Origin of the sequence: Corynebacterium bovis DSM 20582 = CIP 54.80, from assembly GCF_030408615.1 — a bacterium.
Taxonomy (GTDB): domain Bacteria; phylum Actinomycetota; class Actinomycetes; order Mycobacteriales; family Mycobacteriaceae; genus Corynebacterium; species Corynebacterium bovis.
The window spans coordinates 1914986-1940951 of sequence record NZ_CP047187.1 but is presented as its reverse complement, the minus strand read 5'-3'; the positions used below and the strand labels follow the sequence as shown (position 1 = coordinate 1940951).

At 73.0% G+C, this 25966-nt stretch carries 24 protein-coding genes and 1 tRNA gene; 15 read left to right on the top strand and 10 right to left on the bottom strand.

Features of this window, described 5'->3' with window-relative positions; all coding sequences use genetic code 11:
• Positions 1–45: 45 nt before the first annotated feature.
• Positions 46–540, bottom strand: coding sequence for a ferritin (locus CBOVI_RS07865; protein WP_010267771.1), 495 nt, complete (start codon positions 538–540; stop codon positions 46–48).
• A 563-nt stretch (positions 541–1103) separates the two neighbouring features.
• On the opposite strand from CBOVI_RS07865, the gene nrdF reads away from it, so the two are divergent.
• The 4 genes from nrdF (at position 1104) to CBOVI_RS07845 (ending at position 6453) form a co-directional block, all read left to right on the top strand.
• Positions 1104–2102, top strand: coding sequence for a class 1b ribonucleoside-diphosphate reductase subunit beta (gene nrdF, locus CBOVI_RS07860; RefSeq protein WP_010267770.1), 999 nt, complete (start codon positions 1104–1106; stop codon positions 2100–2102).
• A gap of 333 nt (positions 2103–2435) precedes the next feature.
• Positions 2436–4133: an aa3-type cytochrome oxidase subunit I gene (ctaD, locus tag CBOVI_RS07855; protein WP_029157830.1), complete on the top strand. Its 1698-nt coding sequence runs from the start codon at positions 2436–2438 to the stop codon at positions 4131–4133.
• A 228-nt stretch (positions 4134–4361) separates the two neighbouring features.
• Positions 4362–5639, top strand: a complete 1278-nt coding sequence (serB, locus tag CBOVI_RS07850; RefSeq protein WP_010267768.1) for a phosphoserine phosphatase SerB — start codon at positions 4362–4364, stop codon at positions 5637–5639.
• Positions 5632–6453 (top strand): peptidyl-tRNA hydrolase, encoded by an 822-nt coding sequence (locus tag CBOVI_RS07845; RefSeq protein ID WP_125186011.1) that lies wholly within the window; start codon positions 5632–5634, stop codon positions 6451–6453. The genes serB and CBOVI_RS07845 overlap by 8 nt, the downstream gene beginning before the upstream one ends.
• A 76-nt stretch (positions 6454–6529) precedes the next feature.
• On the opposite strand, the gene CBOVI_RS07840 is transcribed toward CBOVI_RS07845, so the two are convergent.
• From CBOVI_RS07840 to CBOVI_RS07830, 3 genes are all read right to left on the bottom strand, one after another.
• A complete protein-coding gene (locus CBOVI_RS07840; RefSeq protein ID WP_029157738.1) occupies positions 6530–8107 on the bottom strand; it encodes an AMP-binding protein in 1578 nt (525 codons plus the stop codon).
• Positions 8108–8337: 230 nt separating this feature from the next.
• Positions 8338–10491: an ATP-dependent DNA helicase gene (locus tag CBOVI_RS07835; RefSeq protein ID WP_269780441.1), complete on the bottom strand. Its 2154-nt coding sequence runs from the start codon at positions 10489–10491 to the stop codon at positions 8338–8340.
• On the bottom strand, positions 10475–11830 hold the full coding sequence (locus CBOVI_RS07830) for a nicotinate phosphoribosyltransferase (RefSeq protein WP_010265894.1): 1356 nt from the start codon (positions 11828–11830) through the stop codon (positions 10475–10477). The genes CBOVI_RS07835 and CBOVI_RS07830 overlap by 17 nt, the downstream gene beginning before the upstream one ends.
• A gap of 83 nt (positions 11831–11913) precedes the next feature.
• On the opposite strand from CBOVI_RS07830, the gene clpS reads away from it, so the two are divergent.
• The 4 genes from clpS (at position 11914) to CBOVI_RS07810 (ending at position 14782) form a co-directional block, all read left to right on the top strand.
• Positions 11914–12228: an ATP-dependent Clp protease adapter ClpS gene (gene clpS / locus CBOVI_RS07825; protein WP_010265896.1), complete on the top strand. Its 315-nt coding sequence runs from the start codon at positions 11914–11916 to the stop codon at positions 12226–12228.
• A gap of 148 nt (positions 12229–12376) precedes the next feature.
• On the top strand, positions 12377–12943 hold the full coding sequence (locus CBOVI_RS07820; RefSeq protein WP_010265898.1) for a DUF2017 domain-containing protein: 567 nt from the start codon (positions 12377–12379) through the stop codon (positions 12941–12943).
• Between the two features lie 53 nt (positions 12944–12996).
• Positions 12997–13854 (top strand): glutamate racemase, encoded by an 858-nt coding sequence (gene murI, locus CBOVI_RS07815; protein ID WP_050798194.1) that lies wholly within the window; start codon positions 12997–12999, stop codon positions 13852–13854.
• Between the two features lie 145 nt (positions 13855–13999).
• Complete coding sequence (locus CBOVI_RS07810; protein WP_010265902.1) at positions 14000–14782, top strand: MBL fold metallo-hydrolase; 783 nt, start codon at positions 14000–14002, stop codon at positions 14780–14782.
• A gap of 10 nt (positions 14783–14792) precedes the next feature.
• On the opposite strand, the gene CBOVI_RS07805 is transcribed toward CBOVI_RS07810, so the two are convergent.
• Both CBOVI_RS07805 and CBOVI_RS07800 read right to left on the bottom strand, forming a co-directional pair.
• Positions 14793–16040, bottom strand: a complete 1248-nt coding sequence (locus tag CBOVI_RS07805; protein ID WP_010265904.1) for an ATP-grasp domain-containing protein — start codon at positions 16038–16040, stop codon at positions 14793–14795.
• Entirely contained in the window at positions 16040–17380 is a 1341-nt protein-coding gene (locus tag CBOVI_RS07800; RefSeq protein ID WP_183273602.1) for an MFS transporter, read from the bottom strand. Before CBOVI_RS07800 ends, CBOVI_RS07805 begins: the two co-directional genes overlap by 1 nt.
• 176 nt (positions 17381–17556) lie before the next feature.
• Here CBOVI_RS07800 and rph point away from each other — a divergent pair, with 176 nt between their 5' ends.
• From rph to CBOVI_RS07785, 3 genes are read left to right on the top strand one after another with little or no spacing between them, the layout of a single operon-like run.
• Positions 17557–18387, top strand: a complete 831-nt coding sequence (rph, locus tag CBOVI_RS07795; protein ID WP_010265918.1) for a ribonuclease PH — start codon at positions 17557–17559, stop codon at positions 18385–18387.
• Positions 18384–19031, top strand: a complete 648-nt coding sequence (locus CBOVI_RS07790; protein ID WP_010265920.1) for a non-canonical purine NTP pyrophosphatase — start codon at positions 18384–18386, stop codon at positions 19029–19031. The genes rph and CBOVI_RS07790 overlap by 4 nt, the downstream gene beginning before the upstream one ends.
• Before the next feature lie 35 nt (positions 19032–19066).
• Entirely contained in the window at positions 19067–20425 is a 1359-nt protein-coding gene (locus tag CBOVI_RS07785; RefSeq protein ID WP_010265922.1) for an amidohydrolase, read from the top strand.
• Positions 20426–20509: 84 nt separating this feature from the next.
• Here CBOVI_RS07785 and CBOVI_RS07780 read toward each other — a convergent pair whose 3' ends face one another.
• Both CBOVI_RS07780 and CBOVI_RS10825 read right to left on the bottom strand, forming a co-directional pair.
• Complete coding sequence (locus tag CBOVI_RS07780; RefSeq protein WP_029157741.1) at positions 20510–20863, bottom strand: DUF3817 domain-containing protein; 354 nt, start codon at positions 20861–20863, stop codon at positions 20510–20512.
• Between the two features lie 167 nt (positions 20864–21030).
• Complete coding sequence (locus CBOVI_RS10825) at positions 21031–21552, bottom strand: hypothetical protein (RefSeq protein WP_198485324.1); 522 nt, start codon at positions 21550–21552, stop codon at positions 21031–21033.
• A 67-nt stretch (positions 21553–21619) separates the two neighbouring features.
• On the opposite strand from CBOVI_RS10825, the gene CBOVI_RS07770 reads away from it, so the two are divergent.
• Positions 21620–21704, top strand: a tRNA-Leu gene (locus tag CBOVI_RS07770).
• A 56-nt stretch (positions 21705–21760) separates the two neighbouring features.
• Here the strand turns inward: CBOVI_RS07770 and CBOVI_RS07765 are convergent.
• The gene (locus CBOVI_RS07765) at positions 21761–23395 is read right to left on the bottom strand and encodes an MFS transporter (protein WP_010265929.1); all 1635 of its coding nucleotides are present in this window, start codon (positions 23393–23395) and stop codon (positions 21761–21763) included.
• Here CBOVI_RS07765 and CBOVI_RS07760 point away from each other — a divergent pair.
• Positions 23382–23648, top strand: coding sequence for a hypothetical protein (locus tag CBOVI_RS07760; RefSeq protein WP_125172981.1), 267 nt, complete (start codon positions 23382–23384; stop codon positions 23646–23648). The genes CBOVI_RS07765 and CBOVI_RS07760 overlap by 14 nt on opposite strands.
• A gap of 34 nt (positions 23649–23682) precedes the next feature.
• Here the strand turns inward: CBOVI_RS07760 and bcp are convergent, their stop codons facing one another.
• Positions 23683–24207, bottom strand: a complete 525-nt coding sequence (bcp, locus tag CBOVI_RS07755) for a thioredoxin-dependent thiol peroxidase (RefSeq protein ID WP_010265936.1) — start codon at positions 24205–24207, stop codon at positions 23683–23685.
• Positions 24208–24488: 281 nt separating this feature from the next.
• On the opposite strand from bcp, the gene CBOVI_RS07750 reads away from it, so the two are divergent.
• Positions 24489–24767: a DUF3618 domain-containing protein gene (locus CBOVI_RS07750; RefSeq protein WP_010265939.1), complete on the top strand. Its 279-nt coding sequence runs from the start codon at positions 24489–24491 to the stop codon at positions 24765–24767.
• A gap of 26 nt (positions 24768–24793) precedes the next feature.
• Positions 24794–25885 (top strand): AbrB family transcriptional regulator, encoded by a 1092-nt coding sequence (locus tag CBOVI_RS07745; protein WP_029157743.1) that lies wholly within the window; start codon positions 24794–24796, stop codon positions 25883–25885.
• Positions 25886–25966 lie beyond the last annotated feature (81 nt).

The following is a 25966-nucleotide window of genomic DNA, read 5'->3' as shown; positions in this document are numbered from 1 at the left end:
TGCGGCGGGCGGCTGTCCGGGTGGTCGTCCCGGGCCGCGGGGAGGTCAGTCCTCGCGGGTGCCGAGCTCGGCGTCGATGCGCAGGAGCCCGGAGCCGTCGTTGCCGACGAGCTTGATGCGGTCGATGATCTCGGAGACGGTGGACTCCTCCTCGATCTGCTCGTCGAGGAACCAGTTGAGCAGGGACCGGGAGTCCACGTCACCGGTCTCCTCGGCGACCGCGACGAGGTTGCGGATCATGCCGGAGACCTTCTGCTCGTGGTTGTACGCGAGCTCGAAGGCGTCGAGCGGGGTCGCGATCTTGATCTGCGGGATCTCGATGTCGCGGAGCTCGACGCGGGCGTCGCGGTCCAGCATGTGCTGGGAGAACTTCGCGGCGTGCTCCCGCTCCTCCTCGGCCTGGACCTGCATCCAGTCCCGCATGCCGGGGAAGCTCAGGCGGTCCAGCTCGTAGGAGAGCTGCGTGTAGATGAGGGCCGCCTGGTGCTCGGCGATGACCTGGTTGTTGAGTTCTTCCTGGAACTTCTCGTTGATGCTCATGCGGCCGACAGTAATGATCGAATTTCCCTCATGCTAGTCAGGGAAGGCAAAGATCAGCCTATCGTCGCAGGTAAACAGGTATGGTTTACCTCACGGGTGAGTGGGTTCCCTACCCTGTGGCGGTCCCGGGGCCGCCTGGTGAATCCCCAGGTGGGGGGAGGGGGGAGGGGTGTCCCGACGGGGACGACGCCGCGACGGCCGGGGAGACGGCGGCCGGCGGAGGGGGCCGTCGAACCCCTGACCGGCGCCGTGGAACCACCCCCTTCCGGGGGAGGGTGACGGCTTCCCCCGCGCTGTCCTCCCCGGGGTCGCCGGCCGGGCGGCCTCGGCTACGATGGACCCCGAGAACAGCAGACCGGGTGCGTCGCGGACCGGAGACACCCACCGTGACAGTGACACCGACCGGACGACCGGTCGCCGCGGCACCGACCCGACACCGGCCGCCGCGGCACCGGTCCGATCACGGCCGCTGCACCACCCGGACCTGCACCGACACCACGCGCGCCCCCGGCCGTCCCGCGACGGACGGACCCGGGAGCGCGCCCTTCGCAGGAGCAGGAGCGATGAGTTCATCCGCAACGTCCCACACACCCGTCCACCACACCCCGGGGACCCCGGTCACGGCCATCAACTGGAACACCATCCCGGACGACAAGGACATGGAGGTCTGGGACCGGCTCACCGGCAACTTCTGGCTGCCGGAGAAGGTCCCGCTGTCCAACGACATCCAGAGCTGGTCCACGCTCACCGAGCTTGAGCAGCAGACGACCATGCGCGTGTTCACCGGCCTGACGATGCTCGACACGATCCAGGGGACCGTCGGCGCCGTGAGCCTCATCCCGGACTCCCTCACCCCGCACGAGGAGGCCGTGTACACGAACATCGCCTTCATGGAGTCCGTGCACGCGAAGTCCTACTCCTCGATCTTCATGACGCTCGCGTCCACCCCGGAGATCAACGACGCCTTCCGCTGGTCCGAGGAGAACCGGAACCTCCAGCAGAAGGCCGACATCATCCTCGACTTCTACAACGGGGACGACCCGCTGAAGAAGAAGATCGCCTCGACGCTGCTCGAGTCCTTCCTCTTCTACTCCGGCTTCTACCTGCCGATGTACTGGTCGTCGCACGCGAAGCTCACGAACACCGCCGACGTCATCCGGCTCATCATCCGTGACGAGGCCGTCCACGGGTACTACATCGGCTACAAGTACCAGCGGGCCCTCGCCGAGGAGAGCCAGGCGCGGCAGGACGAGCTCAAGGAGCACACCTTCGACCTCGTCTACGAGCTCTACGACAACGAGTCGCAGTACACCGAGGACCTCTACGACGCCCTCGGCTGGACCGAGGACGTCAAGCGGTTCCTGCGCTACAACGCGAACAAGGCGCTGAACAACCTCGGCTACGAAGGGCTGTTCCCGGACGACGAGACGAAGGTCTCCCCGGCGATCATCTCCGCGCTCAACCCCGGCGGGGACGAGAACCACGACTTCTTCTCCGGGTCCGGGTCCTCGTACATCATCGGCAAGGCCGAGACGACGACCGACGACGACTGGGACTTCTAGCCCGACGTCCCGGTCCCGGTCGGCGGGGTCCCCCGGGCCGGCGGGTCCGGACCGGGCCGGGGGAGCGGGGGTGCGTGACCGCCCGCGGCGGCCCGGGTGGGTGCGGGGGAGGCCGGGGGGCTTCGGCTCATGCGGGACCAGCACACCCAATTCGGGTGGCCGCAGGGGTGATGCCGCACCCTCGCCTACTCATTCGGGCCGATAAGCGATAACATCAACGTCAGCCTGCGTCTGTGCGGGTTGAGATCGACGACTTCACCCCGCTCTCACTCGGAGCAGATCATTCTTTGGGTGCCGGACCGACGGCCGGCACCGCGTAGTCAGGAGGATTGAATGACCGCAGTAGCGCCGCGGGAGGACCACAGGGTCGTCCCCGAGAGGCCTGCTCCCTCAGGAAGCACGCCGAAGGGTGGTTTCGCGTGGAAGATGCTCACCACGACGGACCACAAGCAGCTGGGCATCATGTACATCATCACCGCCTTCACGTTCTTCTTCATCGGCGGTCTGATGGCCCTGCTCATGCGCCTGGAGCTGTTCCACCCGGGACTCCAGTTCGTGTCCAACGAGCAGTTCAACCAGCTGTTCACCATGCACGGCACCGTGATGCTCCTGCTCTACGGCACCCCGGTGGTGTGGGGCTTCGCGAACTACATCATGCCGCTCCAGATCGGTGCGCCGGACGTGGCGTTCCCGCGCCTCAACGCCTTCGGCTTCTGGCTGACGGCCGGCGGTGGCGTCATCATGCTGTCCGGCTTCCTCACGCCGGGCGGTGCGGCCGACTTCGGCTGGACGATGTACATGCCGCTGGCTGACGCCATCCACTCCCCGGGTGTCGGGTCCGACCTCTGGATCATCGGCGTCGGCGCCGGCGGTGTCGGGACCATCGCCTCCGCCGTCAACATGCTGACGACGATCATCTGCCTCCGCGCCCCGGGCATGACGATGTTCCGCATGCCGATCTTCACGTGGAACATCCTCGTGACCTCGATCCTGGCGCTGCTCATCTTCCCGCTCCTCGCGGCCGCGGCCCTCGCCGTGATCTACGACCGCAAGCTCGGCGGCCACATCTACGACCCGGCCAACGGCGGTGCCATCATCTGGCAGCACCTGTTCTGGTTCTTCGGCCACCCCGAGGTGTACGTCCTCGCGCTGCCGTTCTTCGGCATCGTCTCCGAGATCTTCCCGGTCTTCAGCCGGAAGCCGATGTTCGGTTACGTCGGCCTGGTCTTCGCGACGCTCTCCATCGCCGCGCTGTCCTCCGCCGTGTGGGCGCACCACATGTTCGTCACCGGCGCCGTGCTGCTGCCGTTCTTCTCCTTCATGACGTTCCTCATCGCGGTCCCGACCGGCCTGAAGTTCTTCAACTGGCTCGGCACCATGTGGAAGGGGCACCTCACCTTCGAGACGCCGATGCTCTTCTCCCTCGGCTTCTTCGTCACCTTCCTCTTCGGTGGCCTCACCGGTGTCATGCTCGCGTCGCCGGCCCTGGACTTCCACGTCTCGGACTCCTACTTCGTCGTCGCGCACTTCCACTACACGCTGTACGGCACGATCGCCTTCGCGTCCTTCGCCGGTGTGTACTTCTGGTTCCCGAAGATGACCGGCCGGATGCTCGACGAGCGCCTGGGCAAGATCCACTTCTGGCTCACCTTCGTCGGCTTCCACGCCACGTTCCTCGTCCAGCACTACCTCGGCAACATCGGCTTCCCGCGCCGGTACGCCGACTACCTGGACTCCGACGGGTTCACGATCTTCAACCAGATCTCCACGATCGGTGCGCTGGTCCTCGGCCTGTCCGTCCTGCCGTTCATCTGGAACGTCTTCAAGTCCTGGCGCTACGGCGAGGTCGTCACCGTCGACGACCCGTGGGGCTACGGCAACTCCCTCGAGTGGGCCACCAGCTGCCCGCCGCCGCGCCACAACTTCACGTCGCTGCCGCGGATCCGCTCCGAGCGCCCCGCGTTCGAGCTGCACTACCCGCACATGGTCAAGCGCATGCGCGACGAGGCGCACGTCGGTCCGCACTTCTGACCTGACCGTCGTCCCTCCTGACCGAGGCCGCACCCCGCACACGTGGGGTGCGGCCTCCGCCGTTCCGGGGGGTGGGCCCGGGGACGCGCCGCCGTTCCCCGGGGGCGTCGGCCCGGGGGGTCGTGGCGTCGTCCCCCGACCGTGTGACCCCGGGGGGACGTGGCGTCGTCCCTCTAGCGTGTGAGCCCGGGGTCCGCACCGTCCCACCCCGGGTGTAAGAATGACACGGTGACCACCTCTGCCACTGATCTCAGCGACACCCTCCCGGACGGGCTCTCCCCGGCGGTCGTCACCGTCACCGGCCCCGACCGACCCGGTGTCTCCGCCGCCTTCTTCCACGTCCTGTCCACGTACGGCGTGCAGCTGCTCGACATCGAGCAGTCCCTCTTCCGCGGCGGCCTGTCCCTCGCTGCGTTCATCGGCTGCTCCGCCGACGACGTCCCCGCACTGACGGCGGCCCTCACCGACGCGCTCGACCCCCACGGGGTCCGCGTCGACCTCCACCTCGACGAGCACCCCGCGGCGACCCGCCCGCGGTCGACGCACGCCGTCGTCGTCCTCGGCAACCCCGTGACCGCCGAGCACATCTCCCGCATCGGCCGCACCCTCGCCGACCACGGGGCGAACATCGACACGATCCGCGGCGTCGCCGACTACCCGGTCACCGGGCTGGAACTGAAGATCCGCGTCGCGAACCCCGCCCCCGGCGGCGGCGTCGCCCTGCGCAAGGACCTCGCCGCCCTCGCCCACGAGATCGCCGTCGACATCGCCGTCGAACGGGCCGGACTCGCCCGGCGCTCGAAGCGGCTCATCTGCTTCGACGTGGACTCCACCCTCGTCCAGGGCGAGGTCATCGAGATGCTCGCCGCCCACGCCGGCCGGGAGAAGGAGGTCGCCGAGGTCACCGAGCGGGCCATGCGCGGCGAACTGGACTTCGCCCAGTCCCTCCACGAACGCGTCCGTGCCCTCGAGGGGCTCGACGTCTCCGTCATCCGGGAGGTCGCCGCCGACGTGAAACTCACCCCCGGTGCGCGGACGACCATCCGGACCCTCAAGCGCCTGGGCTACCGGTGCGGCGTCGTGTCCGGCGGGTTCATCCAGGTCATCGAGCCGCTCGCCCGCGAGCTCGACCTGGACTTCGCGCGGGCGAACACCCTGGAGATCGCCGACGGCAAACTCACCGGGCGCGTCATCGGCCCGGTCATCGACCGGGAGGCGAAGGCGGAGAGCCTCAAGGAGTTCGCCTGGTCCAACGGCATCAAGCTCCACCAGACCGTCGCCGTCGGGGACGGGGCGAACGACATCGCCATGCTCTCCACCGCCGGGCTCGGCATCGCGTTCAACGCGAAGCCCGCGCTCCGGGAGGTCGCCGACGCGTCGGTGACGCACCCGTTCCTCGACGAGGTGCTGTTCATCCTCGGGGTGTCCCGCGACGAGATCGAGGAGGCCGACCGGGAGGACGGCACGTACCGCCGGGTGCCCCGGGGGGAGTTCCCGCATGGCTGACCCGGCGGGCGCGGACCCGGCCGCGGAGCCTGGGGATACGGATCCGGCCGCGGGGAGCGGGTTCGACGCCGCGTGGGACCGCCTCAGCGTCCTGCGGCGTGACGCGGACCCCCGCGACGGGGAGAACCCGGACGACCCGGAGACCGTGCAGGCCATGCCTGTCGTCCTCGAGGTCCCGAAGTCCCCGCGCCCGGACCGGCGCGCGCTGCTCGAGGCCGCGGCGACCGCCGCCGTCGCCTGCTGTCTCGCGCCGGCGGCGGGGGACGACGGCGAGTGGGCGGCGGCGCTGCAGCGCTGGTACGGGGCGCGGATCCGGAAGGTCGCCCGCCGGGCCCGGGGCGCGCGGTGGGACGCCGTGCAGGCCCTCCCCGGCGTCACGGCGGAGGTCGGTGGGGCGCGGGCCCGGGCGTTCGTGCCCGGGCCGGTGTACCGCACGGACCCGCTCGTCGACCGCCTGCAGATCGAGGGCACGGACCTGCCGCCCGGTGACGCCGCGGAGGTCGCGGCGTCGGCCCGCCGGTGGGCGGGGGAGGGGCTGCCGGTCCTCTACGTCGACCGGACGCTCGGGATGACCGTGGGGAAGGCGGCGGCGCAGGTCGGCCACGCGTCGATGCTGCTCGCCGCGGAGATGGGCCGGGACGCGGCCCGGCGGTGGGCGGCCGCCGGGTTCCCGCTGCGCGTGGCGGAGGTCGACGCGGCGACGTTCGCGGACGCCCGCCGGGGTGCGGTGGCCGTCGTCGCCGACGCCGGGTTCACCGAGGTCGCCCCGGGGGCCGTGACGGTCGCCGCGTGCGCCGACCGGCCGGGGGACTGAGCGGGGCCCGGATCCCCGGGGTCACACGGCCCGCCCGGCCCGCCCGGCCCGCCCGGAGGGGCACCGGCCCGGGGTCCTAGCCCTGCTTCGCCCGGTCCCGCAGCTCCCGCCGGAGGATCTTGCCGGTCGCGGACTTCGGGATCCGGTCGATGAACTCGACCTGCCGGATCCGCTTGTACGGTTCGACGACCGCGGCGACGGCGTCCATGAGCTCCTGCCCGGAGATCTCCCGGCCCTGCACGGGGACGACGAACGCCTTCGGCACCTCGCCGCCGTCCTCACCCGGCGCCGCGACGACCGCGCAGTCCGCGACCGCCGGGTGGGCGAGCAGAACGGCCTCGAGCTGGGCCGGGGGCACCTGGTAGCCCTTGTACTTGATGACCTCCTTGAGCCGGTCGACGACGGTCACGGCCCCGTCGGCCGTCCGCGTCGCGAGGTCCCCGGTGCGCAGCCACCCGTCACCCGGCAGCGCCTGCGCCGTCTCGTCGTCGTGACCGAGGTACCCGGCCATGACCTGCGGGCCGCGGATCCAGAGTTCCCCGACCGCGCTCGTCTCACCGGCGGCGGGCCGGGGGATCTCGGTGTCCGTCCCCGGGTCGACGAGCATGTACTCGGTGTTCGCGACGGGCAGGCCGATGCTGCCCCGGTCGAGGTCGGGGTCGAAGTTCGCCAGGGCGACGGGGCTCGTCTCCGTGAGCCCGTACCCCTGGTACACCGGCACCCCGAGGCGGGACTCGACCGCGCGGGCGAGGTCCCCGTCCAGCACGGCCGCACCCGAGCAGAACCCGCGCACCGAGGAGAGGTCGGCGTCGTCGACCGCCGGGTCCTTCGCGAGCAGCACCGCGACCGGAGGGGCGATGAACGTGAACGTCACGCGGTGGTCCCGGTGGGCGCGGAGGAACGTGCCGAGCTCGAAGCGGGGCGCGGCGATGACCCGGGCCCGCTGGCGGATGACGAGGTTCGCCAGCACCGTCAGCCCGTAGATGTGGAAGAAGGGAAGGACGCCGAAGACCGTGTCGTCGCGGAGGCACAGCTCCGCGTCCGCGCTCTGGGCGATGTTCGCCACGAGGTTGCGGTGGGTGAGGCGCACGCCCTTGGGCAGGCCCGTCGTCCCCGAGGAGTACGGCAGGGCGGCGAGGTGCGTCGCGGGGTCGATGTTGACCGACGGGGGCCGGCGGCGTTCGGCGTACATCTGCCGGAAACCCTGGGGGAGGTCGATGTGCACGACGGCGTCGTCGTCCAGCCCCGCGATGCGCGCGGCCTCCTCGTCGCCGTCGCCCATCCCCGCGAGGGTGAGGAGCATCCGGGCCCCGGAGTCCTGCACCTGGCTCGCGACGCTCTCCGCGGTGGCGAGGAGCGGCACCGGGGTCACGACGGCACCGATGCGCCACAGGGCGTGGGTCGCGATGATGAACGCCTCGGAGTTCGGCACGTGGAGGGCCACGACGTCACCGACGCCGACGCCCCGGTGGGCGAGCCCGCCGGCGACGGCGTCGACGTAGTGGCGGAGCTGCCCGTACGTCGTCTCGGTGCCCTCGGCGAGATCGACGACCGCGACGCGGTCCTCGTCCTCCGCGGTGAGGTCGCCGTAGAGGAACTCGTGGAGCCCCACGTCGGGGATCCGGATGTCTGCTCGCGGGCTGGGGACTGGCACGGTGCGTCTCCTCACAGTCGGGTCGGCCACAAGGGTCGGTGGGTCGGGGTCGGTGGGTACGTGTGGTCGGTCATGACCCGGGTGTCACCCGGGGTGGCCGGGGCCGGGGGACGGCCGTCACCGCCGGTCCGTCCGCACGTCCGGCGGTCGGTGCGGCGGTCCGTCCCGCTGCGGGGCGACACGGTCGCCCGTCACGGCCCGGTCACGTCCTCCAGCCTACGTCCGCCAGCCTACGTCGCCGCGGGGCCGCCCGTCCCCGACTCGGGGCCGACGAGCCGGCGGAGTGCCCCCCGCACCGTCCCCGCGTCCTCGGTCGGCCAGAACGGGGGCATCGACGCGCGGAGGAACCGGCCGTAGCGGGCGGTCGACAGGCGGGGGTCGAGGACCGCGACGACACCCCGGTCCGTCACGCTGCGCAGCAGTCGCCCCGCCCCCTGCGCCATGAGCAGCGCCGCGTGCGTCGCCGCGACCTCCATGAAGCCGTTGCGCCCGGCGGAGTCCGCCGCCTCCTTGCGGGCCTGCATGAGCGGGTCGTCGGGGCGGGGGAAGGGGATGCGGTCCATGACGACGAGGGACAGCGACGGGCCCGGCACGTCGACGCCCTGCCACAGGCTGAGGGTGCCGAACAGGCACGTCTGCTCCTCGTCGCGGAAGCGGTCGATGAGCGCGCCGAGGGCGTCGTCGCCCTGGCACAGCACCGGGTACGGGCTGACCTGTCGGATCTGCGCGGCCATCTCCTCGGCCGCGCGGCGGGAGGAGAACAGGCCGAGCGTGCGGCCCCCGGCGGCGTTGACGAGGCGGGCGAGTTCGTCGACCGCCTCGGGGGTCGGGCCGCCCCGGCCGGGCGCGGGCAGGTGCCGGGCGGTGTAGAGGATGCCGTGGCGGGCGGGGTCGAAGGGGCTGCCGACGTCCATCGTGCGGCAGGCGTCCGCGGACAGGCCCCACGTGGCGAGCATCGCGGCGAACCGGCCGCCGAGGGCGAGGGTCGCGGAGGTGAGGACGACGCTGCGCCGGCTGAACAGCCGCCGGCGGAGCACGTCGGCGACGCTCAGCGGGGCGACGCGGACGGTCCGGCGGTGGGCGTCGCCGGAGAGCCACACGACGTCCTCGCCCCACAGCGAGTCCGCGTCCCCGGGGGTCGCGGCGGGGGAGGTGGTGTCGGCCCCGGACCCGGGGGAGCCGGCCGTCGTCGCGGCCCCGGCGGCCCCGGCACCACCGGCGGCGACCGGGGAACTGTCGAGCACCCGCACGACCGTGTCGTGCAGCTCCTCCAGCGCGGCGGTGCAGGCGTGGATCTCCGCCGTGCGCGAGGCGTCTGCCGCGTCGCCGCCGGAACCGGTCCCGCCGCCGGCGGCCCCCGCGCCGCCCCGCCCGGTGAGGGACAGCCGCGTCCGCCACAGGGCGTCCTGCAGCGCCACGAGGGGGGCGTGGAGGTCCGGCGGCACGGACGTCCACCGGCCGACCGCCGCGTCACCGACGTGCTCGACCGCGCTGACCCACGTGTCCCCGGCCTCGGTGAGCGCGTCGGAGCACCCCTCGGGCCCGACCTTCGCGCACCGGCGGGCGAGCACGGCGACCGCCGCGCCGGACAGCTCGGCCGTCGCGACGGAGGTGATGCGTCGTTCCAGCTCATGGGCCTCGTCGACAACCACGACCTCGTGCTCCGGCAGCACCGGCTGATCGGAGAGGGCGTCGATGGCGAGCAGCGCGTGGTTGGTCACGACGACGTCCGCCTCCGCCGCCGTGGCCCGCGCGCGCTCGGCGAAGCACGTGTCCCCGAACGGGCAGCGGGACGCCCCGACGCACTCGCGGGACGCCACGCTGACCTGGCGCCACGCCTGGTCGACGACGCCCCGGGCGAGGGAGTCCCGGTCGCCGTCCTCGGTCTCCTCCGCCCACTCGTGGAGCCGGGCGACCTGGGAGCCGACCCGCGACACCGCCGACGGGTCGAGCAGCGCCTCCGCGTCGTCGACCGGGTCCGGCATGCCGTTGATCTTGTTGAGGCACAGGTAGTTGTTCCGGCCCTTGAGGATCGCGAACGTCGGCCGCCGGCCGAGGCCCTCCGCGAGGGCGTCGGTCACCCGGGGCAGGTCGCGCTCGACGAGCTGGCGTTGGAGCGCGATCGTCGCCGTCGACACGACGACCCGCTCCCCGGCCTGCACGGCGTGCCGCAGCGACGGCACGAGGTAGGCGAGGGACTTGCCCGTGCCCGTCCCCGCCTGGACGGCGAGGTGACTGTCCCCCTCGAGGGCCGCGGCGACGGCCGTCGTCATCCTCCGCTGGCCCTCCCGGGGGGCGCCGCCGACGGCCGCGACGGCCCGGTCGAGCAGGTCGACGACCCCACCCCCCGACCGGCCCCCGCCGGTCTCAGAACCCCGTGACACGGACGGTCAGCACCGGCTCGTCACGGGAGAGCGCGAGGCCCTCCCAGGGCAGGGAGACGAGGCGCTCGGCGAGGAGCGCCCGGGAGGAGTCGAGGGTGCCGAGGTCGTCGACGAGGTCGCCGTCGACCATGAGCGGCACGGTGAGGTCGACGGCCCGGAGGACCCCCAGGTCGGGAACGTCACCGTCGACGGGGAAGGCGACCTCCTCGACGGCCGTGCCCGTGGCCCGGACGGCCCGGACCGCGCGCTTCGCCCCGCCCTGGCTCGACTTGTTGCGGGAGCGCTTCGCCACCGGCACGCCCTCGACCTCGACGAGCTTGTAGACCAGCCCGGCGGTCGGGGCACCGGACCCGGTGACGACGGACGTCCCAACGCCGAACGAGTCCACCGGCTCGCTGCGCAGGGCGGCGATGGCGAACTCGTCCAGGTCGGAGGAGACGACGATGCGGGTGTCGTACGCCCCCAGCGCGTCGAGTTGCTCGCGGACCTGGCGGGCGAGGACGCCGAGGTCACCCGAGTCGATGCGCACCGCGCCGAGGCCGGTGCCGGCGACCTCGACGGCGGTGCGGACCCCGTCGGTGATGTCGTAGGTGTCGACGAGCAGCGTCGTGTCCGTGCCGTGGGCCTCGACCTGGGCGCGGAACGCCGCCGCCTCGTCGGGGCCGTCCTCCGTCGTGTGCAGGAGCGTCCACGCGTGGGCGGCCGTCCCGGAGGCGGGGATGCCGTAGCGGGCGGAGGCCTCGAGGTTGCTCGTCGCGGTGAACCCGGCGAGGTACGCGGCGCGGGAGGCGGACACCGCCGCGTACTCGTGGGTGCGGCGCGAGCCCATCTCGATGATCGGCCGGCCGGCGGCGGCGGTGACCATGCGGGCGGCGGCGGAGGCCACCGCCGAGTCGTGGTTGAGGATCGACAGGATGACCGTCTCGAGGATGACGCACTCGGCGAACGTGCCCCGCACGGTGAGGATGGGGGAGTGGGGGAAGTACAGCTCGCCCTCGCGGTAGCCGTCGATCCGCCCCCGGAACCGGAAGTCGCGCAGGTACTCCAGCGCCTCGGGGGAGAGGAAGTCCAGTTCGGCGAGCTGCTCGGGGGTGAAGACGAAGTCACGGACGGCCCGGAGCACCCGGGCGGTGCCGGCGACGACGCCGTAGCGGCGCTCGTTCGGCAGCCGGCGGGTGAACACCTCGAACGCGCAGGCGCGGTGCGCGGTGCCGTCCCGCAGGGCGGCGTCGAGCATCGTCAGCTCGTACATGTCGGTGAGCAGGGCCGACGACCGCGGACCGGGGCCGTGGTGGAACCGGCTGTCGGGTGAGGGGCTCGGGTCAGTCGCGTGAGTCACACCGCCATCGTAAACCCCCGCCCTGCGGGTGCCCAGCCCCGACGTGACATCCGGGGTGCGTCCCGGCGCTATCCTTGGGCCCCATGACGTCACCAGCCGCACCCGCAGCCCCGGTCGCGACCCCCGGGACGGAGACCACCCCGGAGACCGCGTCGTCGCCCGACCTGCCGTGGGTCTGCATCTGCTGGGACGACCCGGTCAACCTCATGAGTTACGTGACCTACGTCTTCCAGACGGTGCTGGGATTCTCCCGGAAGAAGGCGACGGAGCTCATGATGGAGGTGCACACCGAGGGCAAGGCCGTCGTCACCTCCGGGGCGCGGGACAAGGTGGAGTCCGACGCCAAGAAACTCCAGGTCGCCGGGTTGTGGGCGACGATCCAGCGGACCGACGGCTGAGCCGGCCCGGACCGCGGTGACCGCCGGTCCCGGCGGGTGGCACCGGACCGTGACGGACCACGGTGACACCGGACCACCACGGTGACACCGGACCACACAACGCACCGCACCGGGTGACGGCAGGCGACAGCGAAGGAGACCACGAGAGATGAAACCCTGGACGAGGAAGTCCGGCATCATGCGCGGCACCCGGTTCCAGACGGTGCTCGAGCCGTTGGAGCGGGAGATGCTCGGTGACAGCGCGGCGACGATCAGCGACCACCTCATGGAGCGGGTCCGGACCGCGCCGAAGGACGAGCTCTCCGAGCTCACCGGCATGACCCCCGGCCACGCCGAACCGCCCGCCGACCCCGGCCTCGCGCGGCTGCTGCCGTCGTTCTTCCGGGAGGGGGACGAGGAGGTCGAGGGCGAGGCCGCCCTCACCCGGCAGCTCACCGAGACGGACATCATCCGGGAGAAGCTGCGGAACCTGCGGCTCATCGGCGACCGGCTCGGGCCGGACGGGTCGGTGGCCGTGACCCTCGGGCCGGAGGAGGCGCGGGTGTGGCTCGGGGCCGTCAACGACGTGCGGAACTACCACGCCGCGCAGCTCGACCGGTTCCGGGAGGAGCTCGGCCCGGACTCCGAGCAGGTCCAGGCGGCGGACAACTACCTCGAGTGGCTGGGGTTCCACCAGGACAGCCTGCTCACCGCGATGATGGGTGAGCTGCCGTGACCGACGGGGACGGCGACGCGGCGGGTGCCGCCGGGGCCGTCGCGACCGGGACCGTGGCGACCGGGACCGTGGCGGCCGTGCCCGGCGCGGCCGCCGGGGACGGGGACGGCGACAACCGCCCCATCGGCGTGTTCGACTCCGGTGTCGGCGGCCTGACGGTCTGCCGGACGCTCGTCGACCAGCTGCCGCACGAGTCGATGATCTACATCGGCGACACCGCGAACTCCCCCTACGGCGACAAGCCGCTGGCCCGCGTGCGCGCGCTGTCCACCGCCATCGCCGACGACCTCGTGGACCGCGGCTGCAAGATGATCGTCATCGCGTGCAACTCCGCGAGCTCGGCGTTCATCCGGGACGCCCGGGAGCGGTACCCGGTGCCGGTCGTCGAGGTCATCCTCCCGGCCGTCCGGCGCGCGGTCGCGAGCACCCGGAACGGCCGGGTGGGGGTCATCGGGACGACGGCCACCATCACCTCCCAGGCGTACCAGGACCTGTTCGCCGCCACCCCCGGCATCGAGGTCACGGCGGCGGCGTGCCCGCAGTTCGTCCCGTTCATCGAGCGCGGCATCACCTCCGGGCGGCAGCTGCTCGGCCTCGCGGAGACGTACCTGGAGCCGCTGAAGGACGCGGGCGTGGACACGCTCGTGCTGGGGTGCACGCACTACCCGCTGCTCTCGGCGGTGATCCAGCTCGTCATGGGCGACGAGGTGCAGCTCGTGTCGTCCGCCGAGGAGACGGCGAAGCTGACCTACCGGACGCTGTCCGAGAACGGGCTGCTCGCCGACGAGGGGCCGGGGCACCGCGCGGAGCTGAGCTTCGAGTCCACCGGGGACCCCCACCGGTTCGCGCAGCTGGCGAAGCGGTTCCTCGGGCCGGACGTCTCCGGTGTGAGCCGGATTCCCGGGTTTTGACCCCGTCCGGGGGCACCCGCGGCGCCCCGCCCCCCGGTGTGACGTACACCTCACCGTGACGGGGGTTGTTAGTTTGCCTCCAGCACGCCCCGATCCCCGCCGCAGGGGCAGACCCCGGCCGGTCGGGCATGCAAGAATACGGGGCATGGAGTTGCTTGTCCTGGGCTGCTCGGGCAGCCTCGCCGGCCCACGCTCACCCGCGTCCGGCTATCTCGTCCGTGACACCGTCACGGCGGGGGGTCACCGGGTGCTCATGGACATCGGCCCCGGGGTCCTCGCCGCCCTCCAGCGGCACGCCGACCCGAGCTCGGTCGACGTCGCGTTGAGCCACCTCCACGCCGACCACTGCCTCGACTTCCCCTCGCTGCTCGTGTGGCGTCGGTTCCACCCCACGGCACCGGCGGTGGGCCGCCAGCGCCTCGTCGGCCCCTCGACCACCGCCCTCCACCTCGGCCGGGCCGGTGCCGACCACCCCGACGAGTGCGACGACTTCTCGGACACCTTCGACCTCGCGACCTGGGACGAGACCCCGACCGTCACCGTCGGCGGGCTGACCCTCCGCGCGTGCCCGGCCGTCCACCCCACGGAGTCCTACTGCCTCCGCGTCGAGGACGCCGCCGGAAACCGGCTGGTCTACTCCGGGGACACGGGGCCCACGCCGGATCTCGTCGACCTCGCGACGGGGGCCGACGTCCTTCTCTGCGAGGCGACGTGGGGGGAGACCTCCGACGGGAAGGTGCCGGACATGCACCTGTCCGGCCGGGACGCGGGGGAGGTCGCGTCCGCCGCCGGCGTGGGGCACCTCGTGCTCACCCACATCCCCCCGTGGGTCGACCCGGAGGACGCGCTGCGCGGGGCGCGCCGGACGTTCGACGGGCGGATCACGCTCGCCCGCCCGGACCTCGTCGTGCCCGTCGGGGAGGGGTAGGGGCGGGGGCTCAGGCCGGGTCGACCATCGCGGCGAAGTCCGCGCGGAGGCGCGCGGCGTTCTCCAGGAGGGTGGCCTCGTCGACACTGTCGACGAACACCAGCCCCAGCGCCTCGGAGTCGAGGAAGGACTGCGTCTCCGGGTAGCTCGCCCCCGGCCGGGCGGCGATGCTCCCGCCGCGGACGACGTCCCGGTCGAGCAGCTCCTCCGGCCGGGCGTCCGCGCGGACGGTCCCGGGCCGGTCGAGGCTGAGGAACTCGATCGCCGCGGGCGCGGTGAGGGTGTAGCCGGGCGTGTCCGGCAGGCCGGCCCCGGCGGCGATGTCCACCTCCGCGTGGAGCTGCGACGACCCCGTGAGCGCGTGGGTCTTCACCGGGTGCCCGGCGCCGTGGGGGCGGACGCCGAGGTCGATGAGGCAGGGGCCACGGTCGTCGAGGATGACCTCCATGTGCACCGACCCCTCCCGGTGATCGAGGGCGGTGAGCACCTGCCCGGCGTACGCGGTGAGCCGGGTGGTGTCCGGGGCGTCGCCGTCGAGCCAGCGGATCCGGTCGTAGACCATCGCACCGGTCGACGACGGGTGCTTGTCGTAGGTGCACACGGCGATGACGTGGTGGCGGCCCCGGTGGGAGACGGTGTCGACGACGTACTCGCGGCCGCGGACGTACTCCTGGACGATCGCGGCCGGCACGGTGCCGCCGAAGAACCCCGCCGCGGAGACGATCGACCGGACGGCGTCGGCCGCCCCGGCGGCGTCGTCGACGATCCGCACGCCGACGCTGCCCGCCCCGACGTCGGGTTTCGTGACGGCCGGGTAGTCGACGCCGGCGAGGACGTCCCTGTCGCGCCCCGCCGCGACGTCCCCGGCGGTGAGCACGCCGAACCGCCGGGGGACGCGGACCCCGGCGTCCCGCAGCGTCGAGTAGAGCAGGTCCTTGTCCCAGAACCGCCGTCCGTGCTCACCGAAGTCGGGGGAGGCGAGGCCGAGTTCGACCTTGAGGGCCTCGGCCACCGGCACGCCGGACTCGGCTCCGGTGACGACGGTCCCGACGCCGTGTTCCCGGCTGAACTGCACGAGGGCCTCGAGGTCGTCGACGGTGGCGTCGTCGACGGCGAGGTGCGGCACGGTGGCGCCGTCGGCCAGGCCGCTGTCGAGGGCGCGGCGGGTGCGCACGCAGTGGTACGTCAGGCCACGGTCACGCAGCAGACCGTGATAGTGGCTTCCTGAGCTGAACGGGTCGACGAGGAGGACGGACATCACTGCTCCCGGGGGTGGGGGTCGGCGGTACAGGTGGAGGCGGCGTCGGCGTCGGCGGCGCCGGTGCCGGTGGCGGCGGCCGCGCGCCGGGGGTCTCCGCGCCGGGTCGCCGCGAGCGCGGCCGCCGCGAGGACGAGCACCGCGGCGGCGACCGTGAGCCCGAGGAACCCGGCCCACGCCCCCGCGGCGAGGACGAGCAGCATCCAGCTGCCGATGCCCGGACCGAGGGCGGAGCCCACGGCCTGGACCGCCGCGAGCCGGCCCTGCGCCCGGGCCTGCCCGGACGCGTCGGAGAGCTCCGCGACGTAGCTGTTGGACATCGGCGCGAAGACGCACTCGCCGACGGAGAACAGCACCCAGCCCGCGACGGCGAGGGCGGCGGTCCCGGCGAAGACCCCGGTGACGGTGACGCCGGTGCCCATGACGACCACCCCGAGCGCGAGTGCGAGGTGCCCGGGGATCCGCTTCGTCACCATGCTCAGCGGGAACTCCACGGCGATGACGATGACGGGGTTGATGATGAGCAGCAGCGAGTACAGGCCCACGCCGCCCGGCTCGTCGTCGAGGCGCAGCGGCACGGCGCTCTGGTGCTGGGCGTAGACGACCATCGTCAGGGCCATCGCCGCGTAGACCAGCGGCAGGGCGAGGGTCGCGCGGTGGCGTGGGGTGGGGGAGGGGTCGACGCCGCCCTGCGCGGTGGTCGCGGTCGTGGGGGTGTCGCGGGCGGAGGGGGCCGTCGTCCCCTCCCCGTCCCCGGCTGTCCGGGATCCGGCACCGGCACCGGCGCGTGAGCCGGCGACGAGCACGGCGGGGACGATGAGCGACCCGACGGCCGAGAGCCAGAACAGGGTGGGGAAGTGGTCGCGCCCGATGAGCCCCACGAGCGCCGGGGCGACGATGCTGCCGACGTTGATGAAGATGCGGTAGAACGCGAAGCGGGTGACCCGCTCCGGACCCTCCGCCGACTGCGCGACCAGCGCCGACGCCGGGCCGACGAACGCCTGCGACACGAGGACGCTCACCGCCGACAGGGCGATCACCCACCCGGTCAGCGCATGGTCGACGAGCGCGAGCGCGGTGAACAGGACGACGTTGACCAGCGTGCTGCCGACGAGAACGGGGACCTTCCCGACGTGGTCGGCCAGCTGCCCGCCGATCACCGACCCCGCGACGCCGGCGACACCCACGACGACGAGCGCGACGACCACCGTGCCCGGGTCCATGCCCGTGACGGAGAAGAAGATCGCGGCGAACAGGCCGAGGAAGCCGGTCGCCCGGTTGATGAACGTGGCGACGGACAGCGCCCAGATGTCGCGTCCGATTCCACGGGGTGCGGTCATGACGTCGGGCTCCTCCGTCTCGTCCGGGACTTCCGACGCGCACAACGCTACAGGGCCGTCACCGTTCGTCGGAATTCCCGCGGTGCGGGGGGCGGGGACCGCGCGGCGGGTGGTCCGGCGCCGCCGGTGGCTGACGCGTGGGGCGGCGTCGACAACCCCGTCGGTAGACTGCCCCCATGACTGATTCCGGAACCACCACCGCGACACACGCCGCGACACCCGCCGTGACCCGCGCCGACGGCCGCGCGACCGACGAGCTGCGCCCCGTCCGCATCACCCGCGGGTTCACGGACAACCCGGCGGGCAGCGTGCTCGTCGAGTTCGGCTCGACGAAGGTCATGTGCACGGCGAGCGTCGAGGTCGGCGTGCCCCGGTTCAAGCGGGACTCCGGCGAGGGCTGGCTCACCGCCGAGTACTCCATGCTCCCGGGGTCCACGCACGAGCGGATGCCGCGGGAGTCGATGCGCGGCAAGGTCAAGGGCCGGACGCACGAGATCTCGCGGCTCGTCGGCCGGGCCCTCCGCGCGGCCGTCGACCTGCGGGAACTCGGTGAGAACACGGTGATGGTCGACTGCGACGTGCTCCAGGCGGACGGCGGGACGCGCACCGCGGCGATCACGGGGGCGTACGTCGCCCTCGCCGACGCGCTGGACGTCCTCGCGGAGCGGGGCGTCGTCCCCGGCACGCCGCTGCGGGAGCCGGTCGCGGCGGTGAGCGTCGGCGTCATCGACGGCGTGCCGTGCCTCGACCTGCCGTACGAGGAGGACTCCCGCGCGGACGTCGACATGAACGTCGTCATGACCGCCGCGGGCCGGTTCGTCGAGATCCAGGGCACCGGCGAGCACGCGGAGTTCAGCCGTGGGGACCTCACCGCCCTCCTCGACCTCGCCGAGGGCGGGCTCCGCCGGATCATCGACGTCCAGCGGGAGGCACTCGCGGCCCCGCGGCCGGGTCCGGGGGAGTCGGTGACGACGGGCACCTCCGCGACCGACGGGGAGGCGCGGTGAAACTCCTCGTCGCCTCACGCAACGCGAAGAAGCTCGTCGAACTGGAGCGGGTGCTCGGCGCCGCCGGTGTCGCCGGCGTGGAGCTCGTCGGCCTCCGTGACGTGGCGGAGTACCCGGAGACCCCGGAGACCGGGGCGACGTTCGAGGACAACGCCCTCATCAAGGCCCGTGACGGGGCCCGGCACAGCGGGCTGCCGACGGTCGCGGACGACTCGGGGCTGTGCGTCGACGCGCTCAACGGGATGCCCGGGGTGCTCTCCGCCCGGTGGAGCGGCGGCCACGGGGACGACGACGCGAACAACCGCCTGCTCCTCGCGCAGACCGCCGACGTGCCGGACGACCGCCGGGGCGCGGAGTTCGTCTCCGTGTGCGCGCTGGTCCTGCCCCCGGAGCTCGCCGACCGGGCGCGCGGGGAGGGCGTCGCCGCCGAGACGACCGTGCGCGGCACGTGGCGGGGGACCCTCCTCCGGGCACCGCAGGGCACGCACGGTTTCGGCTACGACCCGCTGTTCGGTCCGGACGAGGAGCCCGGGCGGTCCGCGGCGGAGCTCACCCCCGGCCGCAAGGACGAGCTCTCCCACCGGGGAGCAGCTCTGACGAAACTCGCTCCGCTGCTCGGGCGGCTCAGTATGCTGGGTCGGTGACACCGCGCCGCCGAGCCACCGAAAGGACTGCCGCCGTGAGCCTGCAGGGTACCCCCGCCGACATCGTCGCGAACGCTGACGCCGACCTGAGCTGGCTGGAGGGCCTGTACAAGACGTTCCACCGCCACCCGGAACTGTCCGGGGCGGAGGAGTGGACGGCCGCGCGGATCACCGAGGAACTCGGCCGCTTCCCGGACTGGGAGGTCACGACGGGTATCGGCGGCTACGGCATCACGGCGGTGCTGGCCAACGGCGACGGCCCGACGGTCCTCATCCGCGCCGACTTCGACGGCCTGCCCGTCGCCGAGGCGACGGACGTGGACTACGCCTCCATCCACTCCCAGCTCGACGAGCAGGGCCGGCGGGTGCCGACGATGCACGCCTGCGGGCACGACGCGCACACGACGAGCCTGCTCGGCGCGATGACGCTGCTCGACGCCACCCGGGAGCGGTGGTCCGGCACGGTCGTCGCCCTGTTCCAGCCGGCGGAGGAGGCGTCGACCGGCGCGCACCGCATGGTCACCGACGGGCTGGCGGACCTCATCCCCCGGCCGGACGTGTGCCTCGGCCAGCACGTCGTGCCCGGCCCGGCGGGGCGGGTGTTCACCGCCCCGGGCCCGGTGCTCACCTCCTCGACGACCGTCGAGATCACGCTGTTCGGCCGGGGCGCGCACGCCTCGATGCCGCACCGCGCGGTCGACCCGGTGGTCCTCGCGGCGTCCGTCGTCATGAAACTCCAGACGATCGTGTCCCGGGAGGTCCCGCCGGACAAGTTCGCCGTGGTCACCGTGGCGTCGGTCGAGGCGGGCAAGGCGAGCAACGTCATCCCCGACAGCGCGCGCATCGCCCTGAGCTGCCGGTTCTACGACGAGGTGCTGCGGAAGAAGTGCGTGGACGCGGTCAAGCGGATCGTCCGCGCGGAGGCCGTCGCGAGCGGGTGTGAGCGGGAACCGGACTTCCGGTTCCTCGGCCTGCTCGGGGCGACGGACAACGACCCGGGGGTCTTCGACATCGTCCGCCCGGACTTCGACGCCCACTTCGGCGACGAGTCCGTGGACATGGAGCCGTGGACGGCGTCGGAGGACTTCTCCGTCCTGCCGAAGGCGTTCGGTGTGCCGTACCTGTTCTGGACGGTGGGGATCACCCCGTGCCGGCAGTGGGACCGGGCGGAGAGGTCGGGGAGGCTCGACGTCGACATCCCCACGAACCACAACCCCGCGTTCCTGCCGGACCTGTCGTCCCTGCCGGTGGCGACGGAGGCCGCGGCCGTCGCGGTGCTGTCCTGCCTCGGGCACGAGTGGCCCGAGCGCCCCGCGGACGAGGGGGAGGACGGCGACCGCCCGTCGGAGAGCGACGTCGAGGCCACGAGCGTGGAGACCTCCCGGGCCGACTGACCGCCGGGGTCGGGTGCCGGGCAGACCGCCGGGGTCGGCCGCCGGGCAGACCGCCGGGGTCGGGCGTCGGGTAGACCGCCGGGGTCAGGCGTCGAGCAGGAAGGTGCTCCGGACCTCGCGGCGGCGGTTGCGCTCCACGATGAAGGACATCACGGGGATGACGCCGGCGAGGCCGGTCGTCAGCCACTTCACCGGCTCCCACCGGGCCTTCACCCCGAGGTCGAGGCACGTCACGAGGTAGACGATGAACAGCCACCCGTGGATCCTCGCCACCCAGCTCGTCCACGACGGGATCTCCCCGCCCGACGTCGCGGGCAGAATGATGTACCGTACGATCATGACGACGCACAGGAGCAGCAGCATCACACCCGTGGCGTAGGCCATCACCGAGTAGCGGGTGAGGGCGCCCCGGACCTGCCGCTGCCGGGTGGGGGTCACGGGCCGCCCGTTGACGACGGGGGCGCCGTCGGTCCCGGCCGCCGCGGTCCCCGTCGCCGGGGTGCCGGTGGGGGCCGTCGAGGGGCCGGCCGTGCCGGTCGCGTCGGTGGCCGGGGTGGCGGTGTGCTGGGCGTCGCTGCGGGGGTTCTCGCTGCGCGGGGTGTCGGTCATCGGGCTGAGGATCCTCCGTGGGAAGCGGGGTCGGCGGTGCCGGACCCCCGGGTGGTGTGCGGGGTGCGGGGACGGTCGGTGCGTGTCCCGGCCGGGGTGTCCCCGCCGAGGCCGCCGGGACGACGGTCCCGGTCGAGCGCCGCCGTGAGGTCACCGCGCCGGCTCGACCGGCGGCGGTCGTCGACCTCCACCGTGGGCTCCGGGACCCGCGTGGGCAGCAGGTCCTCCGGCAGGGCGCGCATCTCGTCGTCGGTGGACGGCGCGGCCGGGGTCTCGTCCCCGAGCATCCGGTCGCGCTCGTACTCGATGTACTTCCGGTAGGCGATGATGAAGAACACGCCGAACACCGGCCACTGCAGTGCGTAGCCGAGGTTCTGGAAGCTGCCGGAGCCGGACCGGAAACGGGTCCACTGCCACCACGCGAGCAGGAGCGTCGCCACGACCGCGAGGGCGAGGAAGATCATCTGGACGACCCTCACCCGCAGCGGGAACGGGTTCTCCTGGCGACTGTCGGACACGCGGTCCACCCTACCCCTCACCAGCGGGGGAGCGGCAATTCCCGCGCTGCTACGATGAACCGGCGACGCGCCCGTGGCGGAATCGGCAGACGCGCCGGGTTTAGGTCCCGGTGTCCTCGGACGTGGGGGTTCAAGTCCCCCCGGGCGCACCACGGCGCATCCGCTGACGCGGGTGCGCGTCCCCTGCGGTGCGCCCGGGGGGCGCGGGTCAGCGGCGGTCGTCGTCCGGGGCCGCGGCGTGCCGGCCGGGGGTGTCGGTCGGCAGCGGCGGGGGGAGGGGACGTCGCGGGGCCAGGTACCGCACGGGTTCGGCGGGGACGTCCGCCGCCGGACGGGGTGCGGGGTCGGGGGAGGAGGTGCCGACGGCCCCCTCCGCGACGGGCGCGGGCTCCGGCTCCGGGGCCGTGGTGTCGTCGTGCCGTTCGCGGATGAACACCGCGCAGGCCAGGGCACCGATGACCGCGAGGACCGCGGCGATGACGAAGATGCCGTGCAGCGCGTCGACGAACGCGTCGAGGGCCGTCGCGGCGAACGGCGGCGAGACCTTCTCGATGAGGGCGAACTGCCCGCCCTCCGCCGCGTCGAGGATGCGCTGCGGTGCGCCGTCGAGGGCGTCGCGGACCGTGTGGGACAGGTACGCCCCGTACGCGGCGACACCGAAGGACGTGCCCAGCGGCAGGGCGGTGTTCGCGATGCCGCTGGCCGTGCCCGTCCGGCCCTCCGGCACGACCGACACGGCGAGGTCCATGAGGTGCGGCAGCATGATGCCCGTGCCCACGCCGATGGCGACGTACGCCGGGATGAGCGCCGGCCACCCGGACTCCGGCTGGACGAGCAGCCCGAGGAGCAGGCCCGCCGCGACGACGACCATGCCGATCGCCTGGACGTAGCCCAGTCGCATCCGCTTCCCGAGCAGCAGCCCGACCGGGGCGAAGAGCACGATCGGCCCGGCCATGGCGGTCGAGACGTAGCCGATCTCCAGGGCGGTGAGGCCGACGTGCCCGGACAGCCACAGGACGAGGAACGGCATCATGCCGAAGCTGAACATCCGCGCCGCGAACGCGGCGAACGTGACCGTCGAGAACGAGGGGATGGAGAACAACCGCAGGTCGACCATCGCGCGGTCGCCCTTCGACAGCTGGATCGAGGCCATGACGACGAACAGCAGCAGCGCCGCGCCGAAGCTGGAGAGCACGAGCCCGTCCGTCCACCCCCGGTCCGAGCCGGAGATGATGCCGTAGTTGAGGGTGAACAGCATCCCCGCCGCGATGACGGTCGTCGGCAGGTCGAGGGGCGGCAGGTCGGAGGACCGGTCGTCCGCGGTCTCCCGGTGGATGTCGGGGATCACCAGCAGCGTCGCGAGGACGGCGAAGATGCCGATGGGGATGTTGATGATGAAGATCCACTCCCACGCCCCGTACTCGACGAGCGCGCCGCCGATGAGCGGGCCGAGGGCGCTCGCCGCGGCGCTCGTGCCCATGAGCACGGCGATGGCCTTCGTGCGGCGGCCCTTCTCCGAGGGGAGGAACGCGTCGCTGAGCAGCGGGATGCTCGTGCCGAAGACCAGCGCCCCGCCGGCGCCCTGGACCGCGCGGGAGGCGATGAGCATCCCCTCCGACCCGGCGGTGACGCAGCCGACGGAGGCGGCGAGGAAGAGCACGTGGCCGATGAGGAAGATCGTCCGGCGGCCGATGATGTCCGAGATGCTGCCCGCGGACAGCAGGAGCGAGGCGAAGGCGAGGCTGTAGGCGTTGATGACCCACTGCCCGCCGCTGAGGGACAGGTCGAGGTCCTTCGCGATGGACGGGAGGGCGACGAGGACGATGGTGATGTCCAGCGTCATCATCACCGACGAGATCGTCGCGACCGCCGTGCTCCACCCCTTCGGGCGGGTCGGGGGCAGGCGGTGGCGCCCGGCCCGGGGTCGGGCGGGGCGCGGGGTCGGGGTCGGGGTGGATGTCGGGTCGGCCAGGCGGCGCGGGGCCGCTGCTGCGGGAGCCGGTCCGGAGGGGGAGTGGGTCATGGTGGGTATCTGCCGTCGGTCGTGGGCGGGCGGTGTCGGGGAGGTCGGGGTCGCCGCGCGGGGGGCCGGGTGAGGGGGACGACGCGACCCTCCCGCGCGGGGGCGTGTCAGGCCGCGCCGATCTCCTTGGCGATCCGCGCGACGTGCCCGGTGGCCTTGACGTTGTACTTCGCGAGCGTCACCCGGCCCTCCGGGTCGACGACGACGGTCGACCGGATGACGCCCTCGACGACCTTCCCGTAGTTCTTCTTCTGCCCGTAGGCGCCGTAGGCGCGGAGCACGGTCCGGTCCGGGTCGGACAGGAGGGGGAAGGTCAGGCCGTGCTTGTCGCGGAAGGCCGCGAGGGCCTCGACGGGGTCGGGGGAGATGCCGACGACCGTCGTCCCCGTGCCCTCCAGCGCGTCGAGGGAGTCACGGAAGTCGCAGGCCTCCGTCGTGCACCCGGGGGTGTCGGCCTTCGGGTAGAAGTAGACGACGACGCTGCGCCCGCGGAAGTCCGCGAGCGACACCGTGTTCCCGTCGGCGTCCGGGAGGGAGAACGCCGGGGCCTCCTGGCCCGGTTCCAGCCGGACCCGGTCGTCCGTCGTCTCGGTCGTGTCTGTCGTGGGGGTCGTGTCCTCTGAGGCTGCCATGGGGGTCAGTCTAACCGGGGACGCGCGGCTGCACGTCCCCGTGCGCCGCCGACTGCAGCACGGGTGTACCGGACCCGGGTGGGCGGGGTCGGGGGCGCAGGACGGCGTCGGGACGAACCCTCCTCTGCGCGCGACGACCCTGAACCTCTACAATGACGGTGACGAGACACGTGGCCGCCCGCCGGCGCGCCCGGTCACGACCGAGACCGACCGAGACCGACCAAGACCGGCAGAGACCGATCCACCAGGCTCAGCCGCCATCCGACCCGAGGGAGTTTTCCGTGGCCCGCAGCACCGACGCCATCCAGCGTGACATTGAGCGCACCCGCACCCAGCTCGCCCAGACGCTCGAGGAGCTGAGCATCCGCGCGGACCCGAAGAACCTCGCCGACGACGCGAAGGGGCAGGCCGTCGGCGTCCTCCGGGAGCCGAAGGTGCAGATGGTCCTCGGCGGCGTCGCCGCCGGCGTGGCCCTCCTCATCGCGCTGTCCGCCGCGGGCAAGCGCAAGGAGAAGAAGCAGCTCAAGGAGATCCAGCGGCTCCTGGCGGCGACACGCTGACCCCGCGCGGTCCGCGCGTCGGACGGATGCCCGGCGTGACCCGACCCCGGCGACTCATCGAGGTCGCCGGGGTTTCGCTGTGCGCGGGACTGCTCGCGGTGCTGTGCGTCCACCTCGGCGTGCCCGCGCCGTGGATCGTGTCGTTCCTGCTGGTCTTCGGCGCGTGGGCGGTCGTCGGCGACCGCCGGGTCACCCCGCCCCGGTCGGCGATGACCCCGGCGCAGGTCGTGATCTCCATGCTGTGCGCCGTGCCGCTGGTGGACGTGGGGCTGCGGACCGTCGTGAGTTTCGCCTGGCCGGCGCTGCTGTCGACCGTCGTCACCCTCACCGTGTGCGGTGGTGCGGCCGTGCTGCTCACGCGGTGGGCGCGCGTCGGCCCCGTGACGGCGGTGCTGTCCACGCTCGCCGGCGGGGCCAGCGCGATGACGATGATGGCCCGGGACCTCGACGCCGACGCCCGCTTCGTCACCCTCACCCAGTACCTGCGGCTCACCCTCGTCGTGCTCACGATCCCGGTCATGGTCGGGGTGCTCGGCGCGCCGGGGGACGGGGCAGGCGGGGGCGGGGCCGGTGGTGGTGCGGGCACCGGGCCCGACGCGTGGTGGGCGGTGGACTGGCGGCCCGTCGTCGGCGTCGTCGGGGTGTACGTCCTCGTGCGGCTCATCGCGGCCGTCGTGCCGGTACCCTCGCCGTTCCTGCTGCTCAGCATCCCCCTCGTCGTCGTGCTCGCGGCCGTGGGGGTGCCGGAGGCGTTCCTCCTCCCGCACGGTATCGTGACGACGCTCGCCTACGCGCTCGTCGGCGTCCAGGCAGGGGGGACGCTGACGTGGAGTTCGCTGCGGCAGTTCGCCTCCGCCCTGCCGATCATCGTCGGCGCGATCGTCACCGCCCTCGCCGGGTGCCTCGCCGCGGCGTGGGTCATCGCCCGGGGGATGGGCCTGCCGCTCCTGGACGCGTACCTCGCGACGACCCCGGGCGGGATCTACGCCGTCCTCGCCTACGCGCACGACGCCCACGCCGGGGCCGTGGTCACCGTGGTGCAGGTCGTGCGGGTCGTCGTCATGCTCGTCGTCGGCGCGTACATCCCCGTGCTCCTCGGGCGGTGGGCGCGCCGCTGACGGCGTGGGCGCGCGCTGACGGCGTGGGCGCGGCGCTGACGGTGTGCGTGTGCGCGCCGGTGGGGGCGGCGGCGCCCGGAC

Excerpts from the sequence above, each read along its gene's own strand:
- CBOVI_RS07865 (WP_010267771.1), bottom strand. The coding sequence starts at position 540 with ATGAGCATCAACGAGAAGTTCCAGGAAGAACTCAACAACCAGGTCATC.
- nrdF (WP_010267770.1), top strand. The coding sequence starts at position 1,104 with ATGAGTTCATCCGCAACGTCCCACACACCCGTCCACCACACCCCGGGG.
- ctaD (WP_029157830.1), top strand. The coding sequence starts at position 2,436 with ATGACCGCAGTAGCGCCGCGGGAGGACCACAGGGTCGTCCCCGAGAGG.
- CBOVI_RS07845 (WP_125186011.1), top strand. The coding sequence starts at position 5,632 with ATGGCTGACCCGGCGGGCGCGGACCCGGCCGCGGAGCCTGGGGATACG.
- clpS (WP_010265896.1), top strand. The coding sequence starts at position 11,914 with ATGACGTCACCAGCCGCACCCGCAGCCCCGGTCGCGACCCCCGGGACG.
- CBOVI_RS07820 (WP_010265898.1), top strand. The coding sequence starts at position 12,377 with ATGAAACCCTGGACGAGGAAGTCCGGCATCATGCGCGGCACCCGGTTC.
- CBOVI_RS07810 (WP_010265902.1), top strand. The coding sequence starts at position 14,000 with ATGGAGTTGCTTGTCCTGGGCTGCTCGGGCAGCCTCGCCGGCCCACGC.
- CBOVI_RS07805 (WP_010265904.1), bottom strand. The coding sequence starts at position 16,040 with ATGTCCGTCCTCCTCGTCGACCCGTTCAGCTCAGGAAGCCACTATCAC.
- CBOVI_RS07800 (WP_183273602.1), bottom strand. The coding sequence starts at position 17,380 with ATGACCGCACCCCGTGGAATCGGACGCGACATCTGGGCGCTGTCCGTC.
- rph (WP_010265918.1), top strand. The coding sequence starts at position 17,557 with ATGACTGATTCCGGAACCACCACCGCGACACACGCCGCGACACCCGCC.
- CBOVI_RS07760 (WP_125172981.1), top strand. The coding sequence starts at position 23,382 with ATGTCCAGCGTCATCATCACCGACGAGATCGTCGCGACCGCCGTGCTC.
- CBOVI_RS07765 (WP_010265929.1), bottom strand. The coding sequence starts at position 23,395 with ATGACGCTGGACATCACCATCGTCCTCGTCGCCCTCCCGTCCATCGCG.
- bcp (WP_010265936.1), bottom strand. The coding sequence starts at position 24,207 with ATGGCAGCCTCAGAGGACACGACCCCCACGACAGACACGACCGAGACG.
- CBOVI_RS07745 (WP_029157743.1), top strand. The coding sequence starts at position 24,794 with ATGCCCGGCGTGACCCGACCCCGGCGACTCATCGAGGTCGCCGGGGTT.